This is a genomic window from Lysobacter sp. TY2-98 (assembly GCF_003367355.1).
Taxonomy (GTDB): Bacteria; Pseudomonadota; Gammaproteobacteria; order Xanthomonadales; family Xanthomonadaceae; genus Cognatilysobacter.
This window is the reverse complement of sequence record NZ_CP031413.1, coordinates 1,818,957-1,839,239: the sequence shown is the minus strand read 5'-3', so window position 1 is coordinate 1,839,239 and position 20,283 is coordinate 1,818,957. Positions and strand designations below refer to the sequence as shown.

Annotated in this window: 16 protein-coding genes; 8 read left to right on the top strand and 8 right to left on the bottom strand. The window is 68.5% G+C overall.

Annotated features, from left to right (window positions below; genetic code table 11):
• Window positions 1-4: 4 nt before the first annotated feature.
• Together mfd and DWG18_RS08790 are read right to left on the bottom strand one after the other, a co-directional pair.
• A complete protein-coding gene (mfd, locus tag DWG18_RS08795; protein ID WP_115646844.1) occupies window positions 5-3,505 on the bottom strand; it encodes a transcription-repair coupling factor in 3,501 nt (1,166 codons plus the stop codon).
• A gap of 45 nt (window positions 3,506-3,550) precedes the next feature.
• Entirely contained in the window at window positions 3,551-4,090 is a 540-nt protein-coding gene (locus tag DWG18_RS08790; protein ID WP_115646843.1) for an N-acetyltransferase, read from the bottom strand.
• A gap of 100 nt (window positions 4,091-4,190) precedes the next feature.
• Between DWG18_RS08790 and chrA the strand changes: the two genes are divergently transcribed.
• Both chrA and DWG18_RS08780 read left to right on the top strand, forming a co-directional pair.
• The gene (gene chrA, locus DWG18_RS08785) at window positions 4,191-5,444 is read left to right on the top strand and encodes a chromate efflux transporter (protein WP_115646842.1); all 1,254 of its coding nucleotides are present in this window, start codon (window positions 4,191-4,193) and stop codon (window positions 5,442-5,444) included.
• Between the two features lie 59 nt (window positions 5,445-5,503).
• On the top strand, window positions 5,504-6,436 hold the full coding sequence (locus DWG18_RS08780) for a cation diffusion facilitator family transporter (RefSeq protein ID WP_115646841.1): 933 nt from the start codon (window positions 5,504-5,506) through the stop codon (window positions 6,434-6,436).
• On the opposite strand, the gene rlmJ is transcribed toward DWG18_RS08780, so the two are convergent.
• Window positions 6,437-7,303 carry a 23S rRNA (adenine(2030)-N(6))-methyltransferase RlmJ gene (rlmJ, locus tag DWG18_RS08775; RefSeq protein ID WP_115646840.1) on the bottom strand — a complete coding sequence of 289 codons (867 nt, stop codon included), beginning with the start codon at window positions 7,301-7,303 and terminating at the stop codon, window positions 6,437-6,439.
• 48 nt (window positions 7,304-7,351) lie between these two features.
• On the opposite strand from rlmJ, the gene creB reads away from it, so the two are divergent.
• The 3 genes from creB to creD all read left to right on the top strand — a co-directional run bounded on the left by creB (window position 7,352) and on the right by creD (window position 10,884).
• Window positions 7,352-8,017 (top strand): two-component system response regulator CreB, encoded by a 666-nt coding sequence (gene creB, locus DWG18_RS08770; RefSeq protein WP_115646839.1) that lies wholly within the window; start codon window positions 7,352-7,354, stop codon window positions 8,015-8,017.
• Between the two features lies 1 nt (window position 8,018).
• Window positions 8,019-9,446: a two-component system sensor histidine kinase CreC gene (creC, locus tag DWG18_RS08765; RefSeq protein WP_115646838.1), complete on the top strand. Its 1,428-nt coding sequence runs from the start codon at window positions 8,019-8,021 to the stop codon at window positions 9,444-9,446.
• 82 nt (window positions 9,447-9,528) lie between these two features.
• A complete protein-coding gene (gene creD, locus DWG18_RS08760; protein ID WP_205289328.1) occupies window positions 9,529-10,884 on the top strand; it encodes a cell envelope integrity protein CreD in 1,356 nt (451 codons plus the stop codon).
• A 49-nt stretch (window positions 10,885-10,933) separates the two neighbouring features.
• On the opposite strand, the gene ppx is transcribed toward creD, so the two are convergent.
• From ppx to DWG18_RS08735, 5 genes are all read right to left on the bottom strand, one after another.
• Window positions 10,934-12,463: an exopolyphosphatase gene (gene ppx, locus DWG18_RS08755; protein ID WP_115646836.1), complete on the bottom strand. Its 1,530-nt coding sequence runs from the start codon at window positions 12,461-12,463 to the stop codon at window positions 10,934-10,936.
• Window positions 12,464-12,467: 4 nt separating this feature from the next.
• On the bottom strand, window positions 12,468-14,543 hold the full coding sequence (gene ppk1, locus DWG18_RS08750; protein WP_115646835.1) for a polyphosphate kinase 1: 2,076 nt from the start codon (window positions 14,541-14,543) through the stop codon (window positions 12,468-12,470).
• Window positions 14,540-15,874: a phosphate regulon sensor histidine kinase PhoR gene (gene phoR / locus DWG18_RS08745; RefSeq protein WP_115646834.1), complete on the bottom strand. Its 1,335-nt coding sequence runs from the start codon at window positions 15,872-15,874 to the stop codon at window positions 14,540-14,542. The genes ppk1 and phoR overlap by 4 nt, the downstream gene beginning before the upstream one ends.
• Window positions 15,875-15,937: 63 nt before the next feature.
• A complete protein-coding gene (phoB, locus tag DWG18_RS08740; RefSeq protein WP_115648111.1) occupies window positions 15,938-16,645 on the bottom strand; it encodes a phosphate regulon transcriptional regulator PhoB in 708 nt (235 codons plus the stop codon).
• Between the two features lie 72 nt (window positions 16,646-16,717).
• Window positions 16,718-18,289: a M48 family metalloprotease gene (locus DWG18_RS08735; protein ID WP_115646833.1), complete on the bottom strand. Its 1,572-nt coding sequence runs from the start codon at window positions 18,287-18,289 to the stop codon at window positions 16,718-16,720.
• A gap of 199 nt (window positions 18,290-18,488) precedes the next feature.
• On the opposite strand from DWG18_RS08735, the gene grxC reads away from it, so the two are divergent.
• The 3 genes from grxC to DWG18_RS08720 all read left to right on the top strand — a co-directional run bounded on the left by grxC (window position 18,489) and on the right by DWG18_RS08720 (window position 20,270).
• Window positions 18,489-18,755 carry a glutaredoxin 3 gene (gene grxC / locus DWG18_RS08730; protein ID WP_240318495.1) on the top strand — a complete coding sequence of 89 codons (267 nt, stop codon included), beginning with the start codon at window positions 18,489-18,491 and terminating at the stop codon, window positions 18,753-18,755.
• On the top strand, window positions 18,752-19,141 hold the full coding sequence (locus DWG18_RS08725; RefSeq protein ID WP_115646832.1) for a carboxymuconolactone decarboxylase family protein: 390 nt from the start codon (window positions 18,752-18,754) through the stop codon (window positions 19,139-19,141). The genes grxC and DWG18_RS08725 overlap by 4 nt, the downstream gene beginning before the upstream one ends.
• 121 nt (window positions 19,142-19,262) lie before the next feature.
• The gene (locus tag DWG18_RS08720; protein ID WP_115646831.1) at window positions 19,263-20,270 is read left to right on the top strand and encodes an isocitrate dehydrogenase; all 1,008 of its coding nucleotides are present in this window, start codon (window positions 19,263-19,265) and stop codon (window positions 20,268-20,270) included.
• Window positions 20,271-20,283: the final 13 nt, after the last annotated feature.

The window sequence follows — 20,283 nt, the reverse complement described above, 5'->3', positions numbered from 1 at the left end:
CATGTCAGCGCGCCGCCAAGGTGATCAGCAGCCCGCGCGCGGCAGCGACGCGCTGCGCCGCCTCGGGCAGATCGAGCGACAGCTTCAGCTTGTCCGGACCGTCCATCCGGTACAGCTTGGGCTGGCCTTGGATCAGCTTGATGACCGCCATCGGGTCGACGTTCGGCTTTTCGACGAACTGCACGCGCCCGGTCTTTTCGCCGAGCTCGAGCTTGCGGATGCCCAGGCGTGTCGCCTCGAGCTTGAGTTCGGCGACGGTGAACAGGTTCTTGGCCGCATCCGGAAGCAGGCCGAAACGGTCGATCATCTCGACCTGCAACTCGCGCAGCTCGTCCGCATTGCGCGCGCTGCTGATGCGCTTGTACAGCGTCAGGCGCGTGTGCACGTCGGGCAGGTAGTCATCGGGGATCAGGGCCGGAACGTGCAGTTCGACGTCCGCACCGCGCGCTTCGACCATGTCGACATCGGGCAGCTTGCCCTGGCGGATCGAGCGCACGGCGCGTTCCAGCAGCTCGGTGTAGAGACTGAAGCCGACCTCCGCCATCTGGCCGCTCTGCTCCTCGCCCAGCAACTCGCCCGCGCCGCGGATCTCGAGATCGTGCGTCGCAAGGGTGAAGCCGGCACCGAGCTCGTCCATGGCCTCGATCGCATCCAGCCGCTTCCTGGCGTCCGCCGTGATCGCCTTGCGATCCGGGATGACGAGGTACGCATACGCACGATGGTGCGAACGACCGACGCGACCGCGCAGCTGGTGCAACTGCGCCAGGCCGAACTTGTCGGCGCGGTTGATGATGATCGTGTTCGCGTTCGGGATGTCGATGCCCGACTCGATGATCGTCGTCGACAGCAGCACGTTGAAGCGCTGCTTGTGGAAGTCGAGCATCACGCGCTCGAGCTCGCGCTCCGGCATCTGGCCGTGCGCGACGCCGATGCGGGCATCGGGCACGAGTTCCTGCAGCTGGCGCTGCATGCGGCCGATCGATTCGACGTCGTTGTGCAGGAAATAGACCTGGCCGCCACGCGAGAGCTCGCGCTGGAAGGCTTCACGCAGCTGCGCGTCGTCCCAAGGAACGACGAAGGTCTGCACGGCGAGGCGATGCGCGGGTGGCGTCGCGATGATCGAGAGATCGCGCAGGCCCGCCATCGCCATGTTGAGTGTGCGCGGAATGGGTGTTGCGGTGAGCGTCAGCAAGTGCACATTCGCGCGCAGCGCCTTCAGCGCCTCCTTCTGGCGCACGCCGAAGCGCTGTTCCTCGTCGACGATGACGAGGCCGAGGTCCTTGAACTTCACGTCCGGCTGCAAGAGCCGGTGCGTGCCGACGATCACGTCGATGGTGCCCTCCGTGACCTTTTCGAGTTCGGCCGCGATCTCCTTCTTCGACTTGAAACGCGACAGCACTTCGACGCGGATCGGCCAGTCGGCGAAGCGGTCGCGGAAGTTGCGGTAGTGCTGTTCGGCCAGCAGCGTGGTCGGCACCAGCAGCGCGACCTGCTTGCCGCCGGCGGCCGCGGTGAACGCCGCGCGCACCGCGACTTCCGTCTTGCCGAAGCCGACGTCGCCGCAGACCACGCGATCCATCGGCTGGCTGGACTGCAGGTCGCGCACCACCGCGCTGATCGCAGCGGCCTGGTCGGGCGTTTCCTCGAAGGGGAACGTCGCGGCGAACGGCTCGTACATGGTGCGATCGACATCGATCGCGAGGCCCGCGCGCGCCTGGCGCTTGGCCTGGATTTCGAGCAGTTCGGCGGCGACGTCGCGGACCTTTTCCGCCGCCTTCTTCTTCGCCTTCTGCCACTGCTCGCCGCCGAGCGAATGCAGCGGCGCCGTTTCTTCCGACGCGCCGGAATAGCGGTTGATGAGGTGCAGCTGCGCGACCGGCACGTACAGCCGATCGCCCTTGGCGTATTCGATGTCGAGGAATTCGCCGGGTGTGCCGCCGACGTCGAGCGTCACCAGTCCGCGATAGCGGCCGACGCCGTGATCCTCGTGAACGATCGGCGCGCCTTCGGTGAGCTCGCCGAGGTCGCGGATGATCGCTTCCGGCTCGCGTCCGACGCGCTTGCGGCGGCGCGGCTGGGACGCGCGCTCGGGGAACAGCTGGCGCTCGGTGAGGACGGTGAAGGTCGGCGTCGAGATCGAGAAGCCGTCGTCGAGCGGGGCGACGGCGATCGCAAACAGCTTGCCGCTCGCGGCGCTTCGCGCGGCGGGCCCGCGTTCGTAGAACGTCGTCCAGTCACTCAGCACGGTCGCTGTGAGCTCGACCGCTTCGAGCAGCTCGATCAGCGCCTCGCGTCGGCCCGCGGAATCCGCCGCGATCAGCATGTCGCCCGGATATGCAGTGACGAACGACTTCAGGGAATCGCTGGCGGCGGGGTCGCGCGGCGCGAGCGGCAGCGGCATCGCGGGCTGATCGCCGAGCGGTTGGGCGCGATCGAGTTGCGCATGGTTCGCGCCGCAGACTTCGACGCGCGAGGTCTCGTTGAAAATGCCGCGCAATGCGTCCGGCGCGAGGTAGAGCTCGGCCGGCGGCAGCACGGGGCGTTCGACGTCGTGGCGGCGCTGCTCGTAGCGCTCGCCGGTCTGCGACCAGAACTGGTCGGCGGCTTCGAAACTGCCCTCGGTGACGATGGGCAGCACGCCGTCGACCATGTAGTCGAACAGCGTGGCCGTGTCGTCGAAGAACAGCGGCAGGTAGTACTCGACACCGGCCGGTGCGAGGCCGGATTTCAGATCCTGGTAGAGCGCGCTGCGGCGCGTGTCGACGTCGAAGCGATCGCGCAGGCGTTCGAGCGCACTCTTGAGGGCAGCGTCGTCCAGCGGCAGTTCGCGGCCGGGCAACAGATGGATCCGTTCCATCTTTTCCAGCGAACGCTGCGATTCCGGATCGAACACGCGGATGGTGTCGATCTCGTCGTCGAGCATTTCGACGCGGAAGGGCTGGTCCGCGCCCATCGGATACACGTCGAGCAGGCCACCACGTACCGCGAAGTCGCCGGGATCGAGCACCTGCGGGACGTGGCGGTAGCCTGCAGCTTCGAGGCGCCGCTTCTCGGCATCGAGATCGAGTCGCTGGCCGACGCGCACATCGAAACTGCCGCCGACGACATGCTTCGGCGGCGCCAGGCGCTGCATGAGCGTCTGCACCGGCAGCACCACCACGCCGCGCGTGAGCTGCGGCAGGCGATGCAGCGTCGCCAGGCGCTGGCTGACGATGTCGGGATGGGGGCTGAAGGCGTCGTAGGGCAGCGTCTCCCAGTCGGGAAACGCGAGCACCGGAATGTCGCCATCGACGCCGCTGCGCGCGCCGAGCAAGGTGCGCAGGTCGCCTTCGAGCTGGTGCGCGGTCTGGTTGTCGCGGGTGATCGCGAGCAGCGGGCCGTCGTGCGACGTGGCCGCGGCGGCGATGTGGAAGGCGAGCGCCGACGACGAAGCCGGCGCGCGCCACCAGGCGCGCTGCTGGCCGGCCTTGGGCAGCGGCGGAATGGGGAGAAGGGGGGCGGGCATGAGGCGCGCGATTCTACTGAACCGCGTCGCACGCCCTGCGCCGGGTCATCGGCGTGGCAGTTCGAGGGCGACGCGCGCCATCGACGGATCGTTCGCGCCCTCGACGGTGCGGAAGCCCAGCGTGCCGGCCAGCGCGAGCACGTCCGCGTCCTGCGGCAGCTCGCCGCGCAGCACACCCAGCCCGCGGCTGCGCGCCCATTTGGCCACGCGGGTCAGCAGGTAGCGGCGCATGCCCATGCCCGCGACGAAGCGGCTGACCAGCAGGGTGAAGTCGCCTTCGTGCGCGGCGGCGTCGGTATGGATGTAGGCGATCGCCGCGACGACGGCTTCGCCTGGCGCATCGAGATCGGTCGCGACCAAGGTGAACTCGGTGCGCGGATTGGGGCGCGACAGGCGATCGGCGTCGTTGGTCGACAGCTCGCGGTTGCCCGACAGCGGCGCCCGCGCGGCTTCCGGTTCGAGCAGGCCGAAGCCCGCGCGGAGCGGTTCGGCGTCCTCGGGGCGGATCGGCCGGATCAGCACCTCGCGACCATTCGGAAGACGGTGGCGTTCATGCCAAGGGGGAAGACGATCGCGCGCAGCCATCGGCCGATCATTCCAGAATGGGCGTGAGCCTTCCGTCGACTGGAGTCCGCGTGCCCGACGCCGCCCGATATTGCCGCTTGCCCGTGCGGCATCGCGACGCATGAGCGACACGCCCGAACGCCCCCGTTTCGCCGCCGCGCTGCGCTTCTGGCTGTTGCTGGGCTGCATCAGCTTCGGCGGGCCGGCGGGGCAGATCGCGATCATGCACACGGAGCTGGTGGACCGCCGGCGCTGGGTGGACGAGCACGCATTCACCCGCGCACTGGACGTCTGCATGCTGCTGCCGGGCCCCGAGGCCATGCAGCTGGCGACCTGGATCGGCTGGCGCCTGCACGGCCTGCGTGGCGGCCTGGTCGCAGGTGGGCTGTTCGTGCTGCCGGCCTCGCTGCTGCTCGCCGGGCTGTCCTGGATGTATTTCGCGGGGCAGTCGATCCCGCTCGTGGGCGGCGTCGTATTCGGTCTGCAGGCAGCGGTGCTGGGCCTGCTGGCGGCCGCTCTCGAGCGACTCGGGCGTCGCGTGCTGAAGACGACGACGTCGCGTCTCGTCGCGCTGGGCTCGCTGATCGCGGTGGCCGCCGCGCACGTCGCGTTTCCGTGGGTGATGCTCGCTGCCGCGCTGATCGGCTGGTGGATGGGGCGGAAGCGGGAAGTCGATGCGCCGCCCGCGTCCGACGCGCCGTCCCCCTCGATCGCCCGCAGCGCCGGCGTGTTCGCGCTGCTCGCGACCGCTTGGCTCGCACCGCTCGCGGCACTCGCGGCGTGGCTGGGGCGCGACAGCACCAGCGCCGCGGTCGGCAGCTTCCTCTCGCGCGCCGCACTGCTCACCTTCGGCGGGGCATACGCGGTGCTGCCGTATGTCGCCGGCGAGGCGGTCCACACCTATGGCTGGCTGTCGACCGAGCGGATGATGGCCGGCCTTGCGCTCGCCGAAACCACGCCGGGACCCCTGGTGCTGGTGCTCGAATACGTCGGTTTCGCCGCGGGCTGGTCGCATCCGGATCTGCCGTCGACCACCGGCTCCGCGCTGCTCACGGCTGCAGTGGCGGTGTGGGCGACCTTCATGCCCAGCCTGCTGCTGGTGCTGACGCTCGCGCCCTGGGTGGATCGCGTCGGGCGATGGCGTGCGGCCGCGGCGGCGTTGTCGGGGATAACCGCCGCGGTGGTCGGTGTGATCGCGCAGTTGGCGCTGTGGTTCGGCGCGACGCTGCTGTCGCGATCGGACGTCGCGCATGGCGTCGTCGCCGTGGTGCTCGCGGCCGGCGTGTTCGTCGGCACGCGCCGCGGCATGGCGGTGTACGCATTGGTGCCGGCCTGCGGCGTCATCGGCATGCTGCTGGACATGGCGCTGCGCTGACGCGGGCCATCGCACCGGCATTGGTAGACTCGCCGGCTTCACACGAAACGGGACGGTCCATGGCTGGCGGCGGCGATTCCACTCGCGCGATCTTCTTTGCGCTTGGCGCGAACCTTGCGATCGCGATCGCCAAGGGCGTGGCGGCGTTCTTCACCGGCTCGAGCGCGATGCTCGCCGAGACCGTGCACTCGCTGGCCGACTGCGGCAACCAGGTGCTGCTGCTGATCGGCGTCAACCAGTCCAAGAAGCCGCCGTCGCCGAACTATCCGCTGGGCTACGGCAAGGCGATCTACTTCTGGTCGTTCCTCGTCGCGATCATGCTGTTCACCATCGGCGGCATGTTTTCGCTGTACGAGGGCATCCACAAGCTGGGCGAGTCCGAGCCGTTGAGGCAGTGGTGGTGGGCTGCCGGCGTGCTCACCTTCGGCGTGATCGCCGAAGGCATTTCGATGCGCGCCTGCATGCAGGAAGTGAACAAGGCCCGTGGCGATCGCTCGCTGACGCAGTGGTTCCGCGAAACGCGCCAGGGCGAGCTGCTGGTGATCTTCGGCGAGGACCTCGCAGCGTTGGCCGGCCTCGTGCTCGCGCTGGTCGCGGTCATGCTGTCGGTGATCACCGGTAACCCGATCTGGGATGCCATCGGCACGATCGGCATCGGCGTGCTGCTCATCGTGGTCGCGGCGATGGTCGGTGTCGGCATCAAGGCGATGCTGATCGGCCAGAGCATGGATCCGGCACGCGAACGCGAACTTTGCGACTTCCTGAAAGCGCGCGCCGAGATCGATCGCGTGCTCAGCCTGATCACCGTGCAGCTCGGCAATCATTCGGTGGTGTCGGTGCAGGCGCAGATGCGCGAAACCGGGTCCGCGGTCGCGATGGTGCATGCGATCAACACGGTCGAACGCGAAATGAAGGCAGCGTTCCCGGAAGTGCGCTGGAGCTTCTTCGAGCCGGACCTGGCCGACAAGGGCAGCGCGCCGACCAACGACTGATCAGTCGGCGGCCTTCAGCCACTCCACGCGCCACGACGCGCCGGTGGGCTCGCCGAGGATTTTGGCGAGCGCCGACACCAGCTCGCGCAGACGTTCGTCGAAACGCCAGGGCGCGTTGAGCAGCATCAGGCCGCTGCCGTTCATGCGCAGCGGCGAATCGTCGGGGCGCACCAGCAATTCGGCGACCAGCACCGACTTCGCCGGCATCGTCGCCATCGACCGATAGGTGCGCTGCAGCGCACGTCGCTGCTTGATCGGATACCACAGTGCGTAGGTGCCCTGCGGCCAGCGTTCGAGCGCATCGCGCAGCGCACGGAACGCGGTGGTGAATTCCTCGAGCTGCGCCTCGAACGGCGGGTCGATCAGCACCAGTCCGCGTCCGAAGCGTTCGTTGCCGACGCGCGGCGGCAACAGGGCGTGCATCGCCGTATAGCCGTCGCGCGCGTGCACGGCCACGCGGGGATCCGCACCGACCGACGCCTTCAGTGCGTCCGCCTCCTCCGGCTGCAGTTCGCAGCAGGCGATGCGGTCCTGCGCACGCAGCGCGTGCGCGAGCAGCCACGGGGAGCCCGGATACGCCATCGGGCCGTGTACCTGGCGGCACGCGGAGATCGCATCGACGTAGGCGCGCAGCGGCGCCGGTGCGGTGCCCGGCTGCAGGCGGTCGATCGCCTCGATGCCGCCGGCCGCCTCGCCCGTGCGCTTCGCCTGCGCGGCGTCGAGGTAATAGAGCCCGCGCCCGGCGTGCGTATCGAGCGCGAACAGGGGCGCCGGCTTGGCGACGAGGGCATCGCAGAGCGCGAGCAGCGCGGCGTGCTTGAGCACGTCGGCATGGTTGCCGGCGTGGAAGGCGTGTCGGTAGTTCATGGGGATAGGGTACGCGGTGGCACACTGGCGGCCGAGTCGGAGGGGCACATGGGGCGGATCCTGCTGGTCGAGGACGAGAGCGCGATCGCGCGGACGGTCGAGTTCGCGCTGCGCGAGGAGGGCTTCGAGGTCGAGCACGCGCTTACCGGCGGCGACGCACTGCAGCTCGCCGCGGCCGGCATGCACGACCTCGCGATCCTCGACGTCGGCTTGCCCGACATCGGCGGCTTCGCGCTGTGCCGTGAACTTCGCCGCCACGCGCCTGCGCTGCCGGTGATCTTCCTCACCGCGCGCGATGCCGAAGCCGATCGCGTGCTCGGTTTCGAGATTGGTGCGGACGACTACGTCGCGAAACCCTTCTCACCGCGTGAACTCGCCGCACGGGTGCGCGCCGTGTTGCGACGCAGCCGCGGCGCCGCGCCCACCGGCACGTTCGTGCACGACGCCGAAGGCCATCGCATCGCCTGGCGCGGCCGTGCGCTGGACCTCACGCGCTACGAATACGGCCTGCTCGCCGCGCTGCTGCAGCGACCGGGCGCGATCCTGTCGCGTGCGCAGCTGATGGACCGCGTCTGGGGCATGGACAGCGACAGCACCGACCGCACCGTCGACACGCACATCAAGACGCTGCGCGCCAAGCTGCGCGACATCGATCCGGACGCCGACCCGATCCGCACGCAGCGCGGCCTCGGCTATTCGCTGTACGTCGACTGACATGCGCATCGGTCTGCGCATCTTCCTCGGCTACTTCGCGATCGTCGCGCTCGCGGGGTTGCTGGTGACGAAGGTGTTCGTCGCGCAGGTGAAGCCCGGTGTGCGGCAGGCGATGGAGGACACGCTGGTCGACAGCGCGAACGTGCTGGCCGAACTGGCCGCTGACGACCTAGCCTCCGGCCACATCAACGACGGCCGCTTCGCGCAACACGTGCGCGCACTGCACGGGCGCGATCCGGGTGCGGCGATCTGGGGCTTCTCGAAGCGTGCCGCGACCTATCGGATCTACGTGACCGACGCCCATGGCATCGTGGTCTTCGACAGCACCGGGCGCGACGTCGGGCGCGACTATTCGAAGTGGAACGACGTGCTGCGCACGCTGCGCGGCCAGTACGGTGCGCGCTCGACCGCGGAGAACCCAAACGATCCGACGTCGACGGTGATGCACGTCGCGGCACCCGTACGCGATGCGCAGGGTCGGCTGATCGGCGTGCTCACCGTCGCCAAACCCAACCGCGTGCTGCAGCCCTTCATCGACCGCAGCCAGGGAATCATCACGCGCTGGGGCGCCGTACTGCTCGGCGTTGCGTTGCTGACGGGGCTCGCCGCAGCGTGGTGGCTGTCGCGACAGCTCGGGCTGCTGCGTCGCTACGCGCAGGCCGTGACCGCCGGTGAGCGCGCGACGCTGCCCGCGACCGCAGGCGAATTCGCCGAGCTCGGGCGCGCGCTGGAAACGATGCGCACCAAGCTCGAAGGCAAGCAGTACGTCGAGCAGTACGTGCATTCCCTCACGCACGAGATGAAAAGCCCGCTGGCCGCAATCCGCGCCAGTGCCGAATTGCTCGAACAGCCCCTGTCCGATCACGACCGGGCGCAGTTCGCGGCGGGCATCCGGGCGCAGAGCGAACGCATGGCGCAGATGATCGACAAGCTGCTCGCGCTGGCGGCGGTGGAGCATCGCCAGCGGCTCGAGTCACCGCAGCCGGTGGATATCGCCGTGCTGGTGGATGCCGTGCTGGCCGATTGCCGCGAACGTCTGCGCGCGAAGGGGCAAACGGCCGAGGTGAAGCTCGCGGCCGATCTGCCCGCGCCCTCGGGCGACGCCTTTCTGCTGCGTCAGGCGCTCGCCAACCTCGTCGAGAATGCCTCCGACTTCGCACCGGACGGCAGCACCATCGAACTCCAGGTCGCGCGCGAAGGTGAGGGCGTCGCGCTGCGCGTGCTCGACCGCGGAGACGGCGTGCCCGATTACGCCGCCGAGCGCGTGTTCGAGCGCTTCTACTCGCTGCCACGCCCGGGCGGTGCCAGCCGCAGCAGCGGGCTGGGACTGTGCTTCGTCGCCGAGGTCGCCGACCTGCACGGCGGCAGCGCGTCGCTGCGCAATCGCGACGGCGGCGGCGCCGAGGCCGCGATCGTCCTGCCGGCCTGACTTCATGTTCACTTCACCGTACGGCCATCGCCGGACCACGTGACCGCGCGAGCCTCGTCGCACCTTCATGCGGGCGGACGACATGCGCATCGGATTCAAGCTGGTGCTGGTTGCGGTGATGACGATGCTGATCCTCATCCCACTGGCGATGGTGAACGGGCTGATCGGCGAGCGACAGCGCTACCGCGACGCGGCGGTGGCCGACATCGGGCGGATGTATGCATCGCCCCAGACGGTTTTCGGCCCGGTGCTCACCGTGCCGTACACCGAATCGGTCGATCTGCAGGAGACCGGTGGTGACGGCGTGGTGCGCACCGTGCGCAAGCGCCAAGCCTCGGCATGGACGTTCTTTCCAACGCGCCTCGACGCGTCGGGCACGGTCGCCACGGCGACACGCCGTCGCGGGCTATACCGCGTGCCGGTCTACGAATGGGCGGGCACGGTGAAAGCGGACTTCGACGTGCAGATTCCAGGGGACGTCGCGGGTGCGGATCGTGTCATCGGCACCCCGGTGCTCGGTTATGGCGTGACGGACGTGCGCGGCCTGCACGGCGCGCCGAAGCTGCAGATCGATGGTCGGGAAGTCGCGCTGCTGGAAGGCGCGGGCACGCAGGACGACGCCGGCATGCATGCAGCGCTCCCAGTCCCCGCGCCGGGCGCGCATTTCGCGTTGATCTCGCAGCTCCAGCTCAAGCTCGCGGGCACGCAGTCCATCGCTTTCGTGCCGCTGGGCAAGCAGAACCACATCGCGCTCGGTTCCAAGTGGCCGCATCCGAGCTTCCAGGGCCTGTCGCCGTGGCAGAGCGAGATTTCGGACACCGGCTTCGCGGCGCAGTGGCAGGTGGCATCCATCGCGACGGACGCGCAACGCCAGTACCTCGCGCGTCTGCCGCAGAACACCACCACGGGCTCCGGCCCATCAGCGGCACGTGACGTCACGCTACCGACCCTAGGCGTCGTGCTCGACGATCCGATCGACGCTTACACCTTGGCCGACCGCGCGACGAAGTACGGCGTGCTGTTCGTCGCGATCACCTTCGTCGGCTTCTTCATGTTCGAAGTGATCCGCCAGTTGCCGATCCACCCGATCCAGTACGGCCTGGTCGGACTCGCGCTCGTGATCTTCTTCCTGCTGCTGGTGAGCCTCAGCGAGCACGTTCCGTTCCCGGTCGCCTATGCAGCGGCGAGTGGCGGCTGCATCGGACTGATCGGCTTCTACCTGAGCGCCGTCCTTCGCAGTGCACTGCGCGGGGCGGCATTCGGCGCGACGCTCGGCCTGCTGTACGCCGCGCTCTACGGCCTGCTGATCTCCGAGGACAATGCCCTCGTGCTCGGCTCGCTGCTGCTGTTCGCGATCCTGGCCGCCGTAATGATCGCGACGCGCCGCCTCGACTGGTACCGGCTCGGCTCACAGGTCGCATCGACGCGAACCGCCTGATGGGACGTCGAAAAGGCGCGGCGGCCACGGTCGCCGCGCCTTTCCGTTGTCACGCGGCTTCGATCACCAGCTCGATACCGAGCCCGCTGAAGTAGTCCTGCTCCGCACGCACGTCCGCCTTGAGCAACGGACGGCTGTCGAACCAGTCGGCCGACAGTGTAAGCACGAGGCGATCGCCGTCGGCGCGCGCGTCGAGCTGCGGGATCGGCGCCGGATCGTGACCGCGATGCAGCACCACGGCAACACGCAGCAACGCTGCAAGCCGGCGTGCGGACGCGAGCAGGCGATCGGGCAGGGCGTCGAAATCGCTCTTGTGCACGCGACGGCGGTGGGTGCGCACCAGCGAAGCGAGGAACTGCTGTTGTTGCTGCGAGAAACCGGCGATGTCCGAGTTCTCGATCACGTAGGCACCATGCAGGTGGTACTTGCTGTGCGCGATGGTCAGCCCGAGTTCGTGCAGGCGTGCGGCGCGGGCGAGCATGAGGCGGTCGTCGTCATCGAGCGACCAGTCGTCGCGCACCTGTTCGAACAGCAGCATCGCGGTGTCTTCGACGCGCTGGGCCTGCGCGCGGTCGATGCCGTAACGCTCCATCAACGCGATGACCGAGCCCTCGCGCGGATCGTCCAGGCCGCCGCGGCCGATCATGTCGTAGAGGATGCCTTCGCGCATCGCCGCCTTGCTGACCGCCACGCGGGACAGGCCCAGCGCTTCGAACGCGGCCTCCATCACCAGCAGACCGCCGGCGATGATCGGCTGCCGATCCGACGACAGCCCGGGCAGGTTGATGTCGGCAATGCGCTCGGCCTGCAGCAGGCGGTCGCGCACCTGCGGCAGCGCCTCGGCGGTGATCGCGCCCTTGGTGAGCTTCATCGCCGCGCAGATCTCGCCGATCGCCCGCGCGGTGCCGGACGAACCCAAGGCTTCGTTCCAGCCCAGCGATCGGTATGTGCCGGCGAACTGCTGCAGCTCCGCACTGACCGCCGACACGCCCGCGCGCCACGCCTTCCGCGAGAGCTTGCCGTCGCCGAAGAAGCGCCGCGTGGTGGCGATCGAACCGACCTGCACGCTCTCGCGCTCGATCGCTTCGAAGCCGCTGCCGATGATGAATTCGGTCGAACCGCCGCCGATGTCGATGACGAGGCGCAGATGGCCGGCCTTCGGCGGTTGCTCGTGCGCCACGCCGAGGTAGATCAGACGCGCCTCTTCGCGGCCCGCCACGACTTCGATCGGATGGCCCAGCGCGCTTTCCGCCGGCGCCAGGAACGACTGCGGCACCGCGAGGCGACGCACCGTGTTCGTCGCAATGGCCCGTACGCGCTGCGGTGGGATGTCGCGCACGCGTTGCCCGAAGCGCGCCAGGCATTCGAGCGCGCGTTCGCGTTCGGGCGCCGCGAGTTCGCCCGCCGCGGTGAGGCCTTCGGCCAGGCGGATGGTTTCCTTGATGCGGTCAACGATGCGCAGCTGGCCGAGCACGTAGCTCGCCACCACCATGTGGAAACTGTTGGAGCCGAGGTCGACGGCGGCGAGCAGGTCGCCGTCCTTGAGCGGAAGTCGCGCGGTGTGCAGCAGGCCGTTCATCGCGTCACCCGCAGAACTTCGACAGCAGCTTGGTCTGCGCCGAATACGGCGCTTCGCCGTCCGCAGGCTGCACGCGTTCGTAGTGGCCGTCGGGCTGCAACTCCCAGGCGTTGCAGTTGTCGGCGAGGTAATTCTCCAGCGCCTCGGCGAACACGCGACGCGCCACGCGCGCATCGACGATCACGAAGCCGGTCTCCACGCGGCGCAGCAGGTTGCGCTCCAGCCAGTCCGCGCTGCCGCAGAGCAGTTCGTGCTCGCCGCCGTTCTCGAACCAGTACACGCGCGAATGCTCAAGGAAGCGGCCGACGATCGACCGCACCGAAATGTTCTCGGACACGCCCGGCACGCCCGGGCGCAGCGAACACGCACCGCGCACGATGAGGTCGATGCGCACGCCCGCCTGCGATGCCTTGTACAGCTCGCGGATGACCTGCGGCTCGTTGAGCGCATTCATCTTGGCGATGATGCGCGCCGGCTTGCCGGCACGCGCATTGCGCGCTTCGCGCTCGATGCGCATCAGCATGCCGCTGTGCAGCGTGAACGGCGCCTGCAGCATTCGGCGAAGTTCCAGCGACGGCGCGAGGCCGGAAATCTGCTGGAAGATCAGATGCACGTCGTGGCCGATGTCCGCGTCGGCCGTCAGCAGGCCGATGTCGGTGTACGCGCGCGCCGTGCCCGAGTGGTAGTTGCCGGTGCCGAGGTGCACGTAGCGCGCGAGCTTCGAGCCTTCGCGACGCACGATCAGCATCATCTTCGCGTGGGTCTTGTAGCCGACGACGCCGTACACCACCTGCACGCCCGCAGCCTGCAGGCGATCGGCGAGGCCGAGGTTCGCCTCCTCGTCGAAGCGCGCGCGCAGTTCGACGACGACGGTGACGTCCTTGCCGTTGCGCGCCGCCTGGATCAGGTGTTCGACGATCTGTGAATCCTTGCCCGCGCGGTAGAGCGTCTGCTTGATCGCGAGGACGTTCGGATCTTCGGCGGCCTGCCGGAGCAACTCGAGCACCGGCATGAAAGAGTCGAACGGGTGGTGCAGCACGACGTCGCGCGCGGCGATCGTCTCGAACATCGACTCCACGCCCGGCAGCATGCGCGGGGTGAACGGCGCGAACTTGAGGTCCGGACGGCGCACGAGGTCGTACACCTGGATCGCGCGGTTGAGGTTCACCGGGCCGTTGATGCGATAGACCGCGGAATCGTCCAGCTCGAAGTTCTGCAGCAGCAGGCCGACGATGTCGTCGGGGCACTGCTCGGCGATCTCCAGGCGCACCGCGCGCATGTAGCCGCGACCGAGCAGTTCGTCCTTCAGCGCGAGTGCGAGGTTCTCGACTTCCTCCTCGTCGACGAGCAGTTCGGAATTGCGCGTCACGCGGAACTGGTACGCGCCCTTCACCGTCATGCCGGGAAAGAGTTCGTCGACGAAGGCCGACAACACCGCCGACAGGAACACGAAATCGCTCGGGCCGCCGGATATCCCTTCCGGCAGCTGGATGATGCGCGGCAGCGAGCGCGGCGCGCGCACGATCGCGAGATGGCCGGCGCGACCGAAAGCATCGCGTCCGTCGAGGACCACGACGATGTTGAGCGACTTGTTGAGGATCTTCGGGAACGGGTGCGCGGGATCGAGGCCCAGCGGCGACAGTACCGGCAGGATTTCGTCACGGAAGTACGCGCGCAGCCACGCGGTCTGCGCATCGGTCCAGCTGTCGCGATGCAACACGCGCACGCCGGCGGTGTCGAGCGCGGGCCGCAGCACGTCGTTCCAGCATTCGTACTGCGACTTGACGAGGTGCGCCGCGCGTTCGTGGATGCGTGCAAGCGTGGCGGACGGCACCAGCCCGTCGGGGCCGGCGGCGAGGCCGAGTTCCTGCGCGTGCTGCAGCGTGCCGGCGCGAATCTCGAAGAACTCGTCGAGGTTGGTGCAGCTGATGCACAGATAGCGCAGCCGCTCCAGCAGCGGTACCGACTCGTCCTGCGCCTGCGCAAGCACGCGGAAGTTGAAGTCGAGCTGCGACAGCTCGCGGTTGAAGTACAGCGACGGGTCGCGCAGCAGCTCGTCGGCGGCCTCGTTATCGGTCATGCGATCTGCTCCAGAGGCTGCCGCCCGCGCACGCGCGCAGCGCCGAAATGACAGGAGAACGTGCTGCCCACACCCACGTCGCTGCGGATGTCGAGCCGCGCCTGGTGGAGGTTCAACACGTGTTTGGCGATGGACAGCCCCAGGCCGGTGCCGCCGCTCTCGCGCGAGCGACTGGTCGACACCCGGTAGAAGCGTTCGGTGATGCGGGGAAGGTGCGCGGCGGGAATGCCGTAGCCGGTGTCGGTGACCGACAGCGCGGCGCCAGTGGCGCCGTCCATGTCGATCTCGGTTTCCCAGGTCACGCGGATGCGACCGCCCGCCGGCGTGTAGCGCACCGCATTGGCGACGAGGTTCGAGAACGCGCTGTGCAGTTCCTTCGGCGACCCGAACAGATCGACGTCCGCACGATCGTCGACGTCGATCTCGTGGCGGCCCTGGCTCAGCGCCAGCGCTTCGCGGCGCAGCGCTGCGAGCATGCCCGCCATCGGAATCACTTCTTCCGACGGCAGGTCGACGCGCGATTCGAGGCGCGACAGCGTCAGCAGGTCTTCGACCAGCTGCGTCATCCGCGACGACTGGCGCTGCATCTCCGCGATCATCGGTGCCCATTCGGGCTGCTCGGACGGATCGAGCATGTCGAGGTAGCCGTGCAGCACGGTGAGCGGCGTGCGCAGTTCGTGCGACACGTTGGCGACGAAGTCGCGGCGCATCTGCTCGAGCTGCAGCAGCCGGCTGACGTCGCGCGCGACCAGCAGCCAGAGCTCGTCGGAATAGGGCAGCAGACGCAGGCTCAGCGTGATGTTGCCGTTGAGCGGCGACGCGATCTCCAGCGGTTCCGCATGACGGCCGCGCGTGAGCCACGACGCCATCGGCAGGCCGGGCAGGCGCTCGACGACGGAGGCGTCGATGTCGTTCGGATAGCGCAAGCCCAGCAGCGTCGTGCCGGCCTCGTTGAACCAGACGATGCGCTGGCTGTCGCGCTCGACGACGATCACCGCGTCGGGCAGCACGGTCGCGGCGGCACGATACGCACGCAGCATGCCGACGAGACGGCGCTTGCGCAGGCGCGTGCTGGCCTGGCGACGATGCAGCAGGCGTTCGATCTCGCCGTAGATGTCGGCGGAGGCATCGGGTCGCGCATGACGCCCCTGCGTCAGCCGTGCGACGAGGCTCGCGATGCGCCACATCTGCCAGCCCACCGCGGCAAGTGCGCCGATCGCCAGGCCGAGCTCCGGACGATGCGCGATCGCGCCGCACAGCAGGCCCGCGCCGGTCGGCACACCGACCAGACCGAGCGTGCGCAACCACGCGGAGCGGGCGCTGGACGTCATGCCGTGCAGTCTAAACGGCGACGGCCGTCGGCCGGCCGCGGCGTGGCGCACCGCCGCCACGACTCAGAGTTCGGGCGAGGCGGAGAACCGGTAACCCGCGCCGCGCACGGTCTGCACCATGCCGTCCAGGCCGAACGGCTCCAGCGTCTTGCGCAGGCGGCGGATGTGCACGTCAATCGTGCGTTCCTCGACGTAGACCGAGCCGCCCCAGACGTGGTCGAGCAGCTGCGATCGCGAGTACACGCGGTCGGGATGCGTCATGAAGAAGTGCAGCAGGCGGTATTCGGTTGGGCCGATCTGCACGGGCTGTTCGCCGGCATCCGACCGGGCAAGCACGCGATGCGCCGCCCCGTCGATGCGCAGCGTGCCGACCGTGATCGAGCCGTCCTCGTCGTCCTCGCGGGTGCGTCGCAGCACGGCGCGGATGCGGGCGAGCAGTTCGCGGGCGGAAAACGGCTTGACGACGTAATCGTCGACGCCGGCTTCGAGTCCGCCGACGCGATCGTTCTCCTCGCCGCGCGCGGTGAGCATGATGATCGGGACTTCGCGGGTCAGCGCCTCGCGACGCCAGCGGCGGGCGAGGTCGAGGCCGCTGGTGCCGGGCAGCATCCAGTCGAGCAGGATCAGGTCGGGGACGCGGTCGGCGATCGCTTCCTGCGCCTGCCGGGCGTCGCCGGCATGGATCGGATCGAACTCGCCCTTGCGCAGGGCGAAGGCGACCATGTCGCGGATCGCAGGCTCGTCTTCGACGATCAGGATGCGTTTGTGCACGCGGCCACCGGAGTCCATCGGATGCCGGCACTACACTACCGTTTGGTTACATCGCTGTGACAGCGGCGGAGATCAGCGCTTGAGGTCGTCGTCGCGGACGCCCTGGCGTTTGAGCTCGAGCACGGTCGGGGTGATCGCCGCAATGCGGGCGTCGATGCGCGAACGGGCGTAGTAGTCGAGGTCGTCGCGCTTCTTGAGGTTGTTCAGCTGGGCCAGCGCCAGTTCGGGGCGGCCGCTGAGGTAGGCGGCCTCGGCATGCGCTTCGCCCGCGCGGACCGGGTCACCGGCCAGTTCGCTGGCGCGCGCGAAGGTGCGCTGGAACACCGGGTCATCCGACAGCGTGGCCATCAGCGGCCGCAGGATCGCCTGCGCGCGCTTGCCGGCGGCCGCGCTGCCACGTTCGCCCAGCACCTTGGCGTAGGTCAGCACGACCCCCGGGCTGGTGGGCGCTTTTTTGACCATCGCCTCGAAGCGCACATCGGCGTCGGCACCGTTGCCGGTCGCGGCTTCGGCCTCGGCCAGGGCCAGCTGTGGCCAGATGTCGCCCGGACGCTTGCCGGTGACGGCAGTGAGCAGCGGCAGGGCCGACTTCGCCTGACCGGCCTGCAGATAGGCAACAGCCAGCCCGTACTGTTCGGCGTCGTTGAGCGCACGCGAATGGCGCAGGCCGTCGTATTCGTGCACGGCCTCGACCGGCGTCGGCGCGCTCATGACGCGCAGCCGCTCGCGGGCGTAGTCGAACAGGCCGGTCGGGCCGGTACCGGCGCTGGCGTCGACGCGCATACCGCCGGGCAGCAGCGGATTGTCCGTGGCAAAGCTGCCGCTGTAGGTCGGCTGCGCGCGCAGGCGTTCCGCGCGCTCCTTGGCTTCGGTGATGCGCGTGAGCGTCATCGGATGGCTGCGCAGGTAGTCGTAGCTCTCGCCGTCGGCGGTCGCTTCGTTGGTGCGCATGCGCGCCTGCAGCTTGCTGAAGAAATCCGCCATGCCGCGCGGATCGAAATGACTGCGCGCGAGCACCTGCATGCCGACGCGGTCCGCCTCGGATTCGCTGGCGCGCGTGTAGTTGATCGCGCGCTGCTGCGCCAGGCCCATCGCCGTCACCATCGCGGCTTGCGCGGCGTCATCGGCTGAATTGCCGTGGGCCTGCTGCGCGATCACGATCGCGCCGAGCATGGCGAGCAAGGTCGGCAACTGGTCCTGCTTCTGCTTTTCGACGGCGCGCAGCACGTGCTGCTGCGTGATGTGCGAGATCTCGTGCGCGAGTACGCCGGCGACTTCGTCCTCGCGATCGGCGGCGAGCACCAGCCCGGAATTGACGCCGACGTAGCCACCCAACGTCGCGAACGCGTTGATCTCGCGCTCGCGCAGCATGAAGAACGTATAGCTGCGCTTCGCATCATCGCTGGCGCCGGCAAGGCGGTGTCCGAGCGTGTCCAGCCAGCTGTCGATCAGTGGGTCTTCCAGCACGTAGTCGTAATGACGCAGCTGTGCGAGCGTCATCGCGCCGTAGGCGGATTCCTGTGCGGGCGTGATCAGTTCGCCCGCGGACGAGCCGATGTCCGGCAGTCGGCTTTCCTGCGCGGCGACAGGCAGCGCGCCGAGGGCGACGACGAGAGCAGCGGTGAGCAGCGAGATGCGACGCAAAGCGGAAGTCCCCTGGGGGCGCGGCCCGTGCCGCGCATCGCGAGCATGCCGCGGTAGCGGCCGGACGGCGTGAATCGCGTGTTAAGTCGCAGGTTCGACCCGCGCGACGGCCGTTCGTTCCATCGCTGTGTTCCAGTGCCCGGGGTGGAAATGCCGGGAAGGGGCAGCCATAGTTCGGTCGATCTCCGGGAGAACCGTCTTGAGCAGCGCCAACATCGTCATCTATTCCACCGCCGTTTGCCCGTACTGCGTGGCGGCGAAGAACTTCCTGCAGAGCAAGGGCCAGACGTGGACCGAAGTCCGCATCGACATGGATCCCGCCGAGCGGCAGAAGATGGTGGCGACGACCGGCCGCACCAGCGTGCCGCAGATCTTCATCAACGAGACCCATGTCGGCGGCTACGACGACATGATCGCGCTGCACCGCAAGGGTGGGCTCGAGCCGCTGCTCGAGGGCCGCGCATGAGCACCGGCACCGAGAAGGACCGCGTCGCCGAGTTCACCGCCTTCCGCAAGCGCATGAACGAGCGGATCCTCGCCGAGCCGAACCAGGTCGTCCGCCGCTTCTTCGCGCTCGACACGCAGACCTACCAGGCCGGCGCGCTCGACGTGAAGACCAAGGAGCTGCTGGGCCTGGTCGCGTCGATGGTGCTGCGCTGCGACGACTGCATCAGCTACCACGTCGCCCAGTGCAAGGAAGCGGGCGTCAATCGCGACGAGATGTTCGAGGCGTTTTCGGTCGGGCTGGTGGTGGGCGGCTCCATCGTCATCCCGCACCTGCGCCGTGCCGTCGACTTCCTCGACCGACTGGAGCAGGGCGAGGGCGCACCGGCCGCGCACGACCACGGCTGAGCCGCGCACGGCGGCCGTTTGCGACGAGGGCCCGGGCGCTGAACCCGGGCCTTCGGCATAATGGGCGGCTCAATTCGGCGCCGTACAGCCACGTTCGGCCGCCATTTCCCGGAAATCAGAAATGACGCAAACGATCACGGTCATCCGCGGCGACGGCATCGGCCCGGAAATCATGGATGCCACGCTCAAGGTTCTCGACTCGATGAACCTGGGCCTGTCCTACGAATTCGCCGACGCCGGCCTCGTCGCCTTCGAGAAGACCGGCGAGCTGCTGCCGGCCGCCACGATGGACTCGATCCGCAAGAACCGCATCGCGCTGAAGAGCCCGCTGACCACGCCCGTCGGCGAGGGCTTCTCGTCGATCAATGTCGAGCTGCGCAAGCGCTTCGACCTGTACGCCAATGTGCGTCCGGCCAAGTCGTTCCCGAACACCAAGTCGCGCTTCGCATCGGGTGTCGACCTGATCACCGTCCGTGAGAACACCGAGGGCGCGTACATCGGTGAAGGCCAGTCGGTGAGCGAAGACGGCGAGACCGCCCTGCTGACGCAGAAGGTCACGCGCCGCGGCTCCGAGCGCATTGTGCGCTATGCGTTCGAGCTCGCCCGCCGCACCGGTCGCAAGAAGGTGACCGTCGTGCACAAGGCGAACATCCTGAAGTCGACGTCCGGCCTGTTCCTCAAGACGGCCCGCATCGTCGCGCAGGAATATCCCGATATCGAATGCAACGAGATGATCGTGGACAACTGCTGCATGCAGCTGGTCATGAAGCCGGAGCAGTTCGACGTCATCGTCACCACGAACCTGTTCGGCGACATCATTTCGGACCTCTGCGCCGGCCTGGTTGGCGGCCTCGGCCTTGCGCCGGGCGCGAACATCGGCACCGACGCGGCGATCTTCGAAGCCGTGCACGGCACCGCGCCGGATATCGCGGGGCAGGGCAAGGCCAACCCGTGCGCGCTGCTGCTTGGCGCCGCGCAGATGCTGGACCACCTCGGCAAGGTCGAAGAGGCCGAACGCCTGCGCAAGGCGATCATCGCGACGCTCGAAGCGAAGGACTCGCTGACGCCGGATCTCGGTGGGACCGGCACGACGACCACGTTCGCCGAGGCGATCGCGCGTCGCATCTGACCGTGTCGTTGCC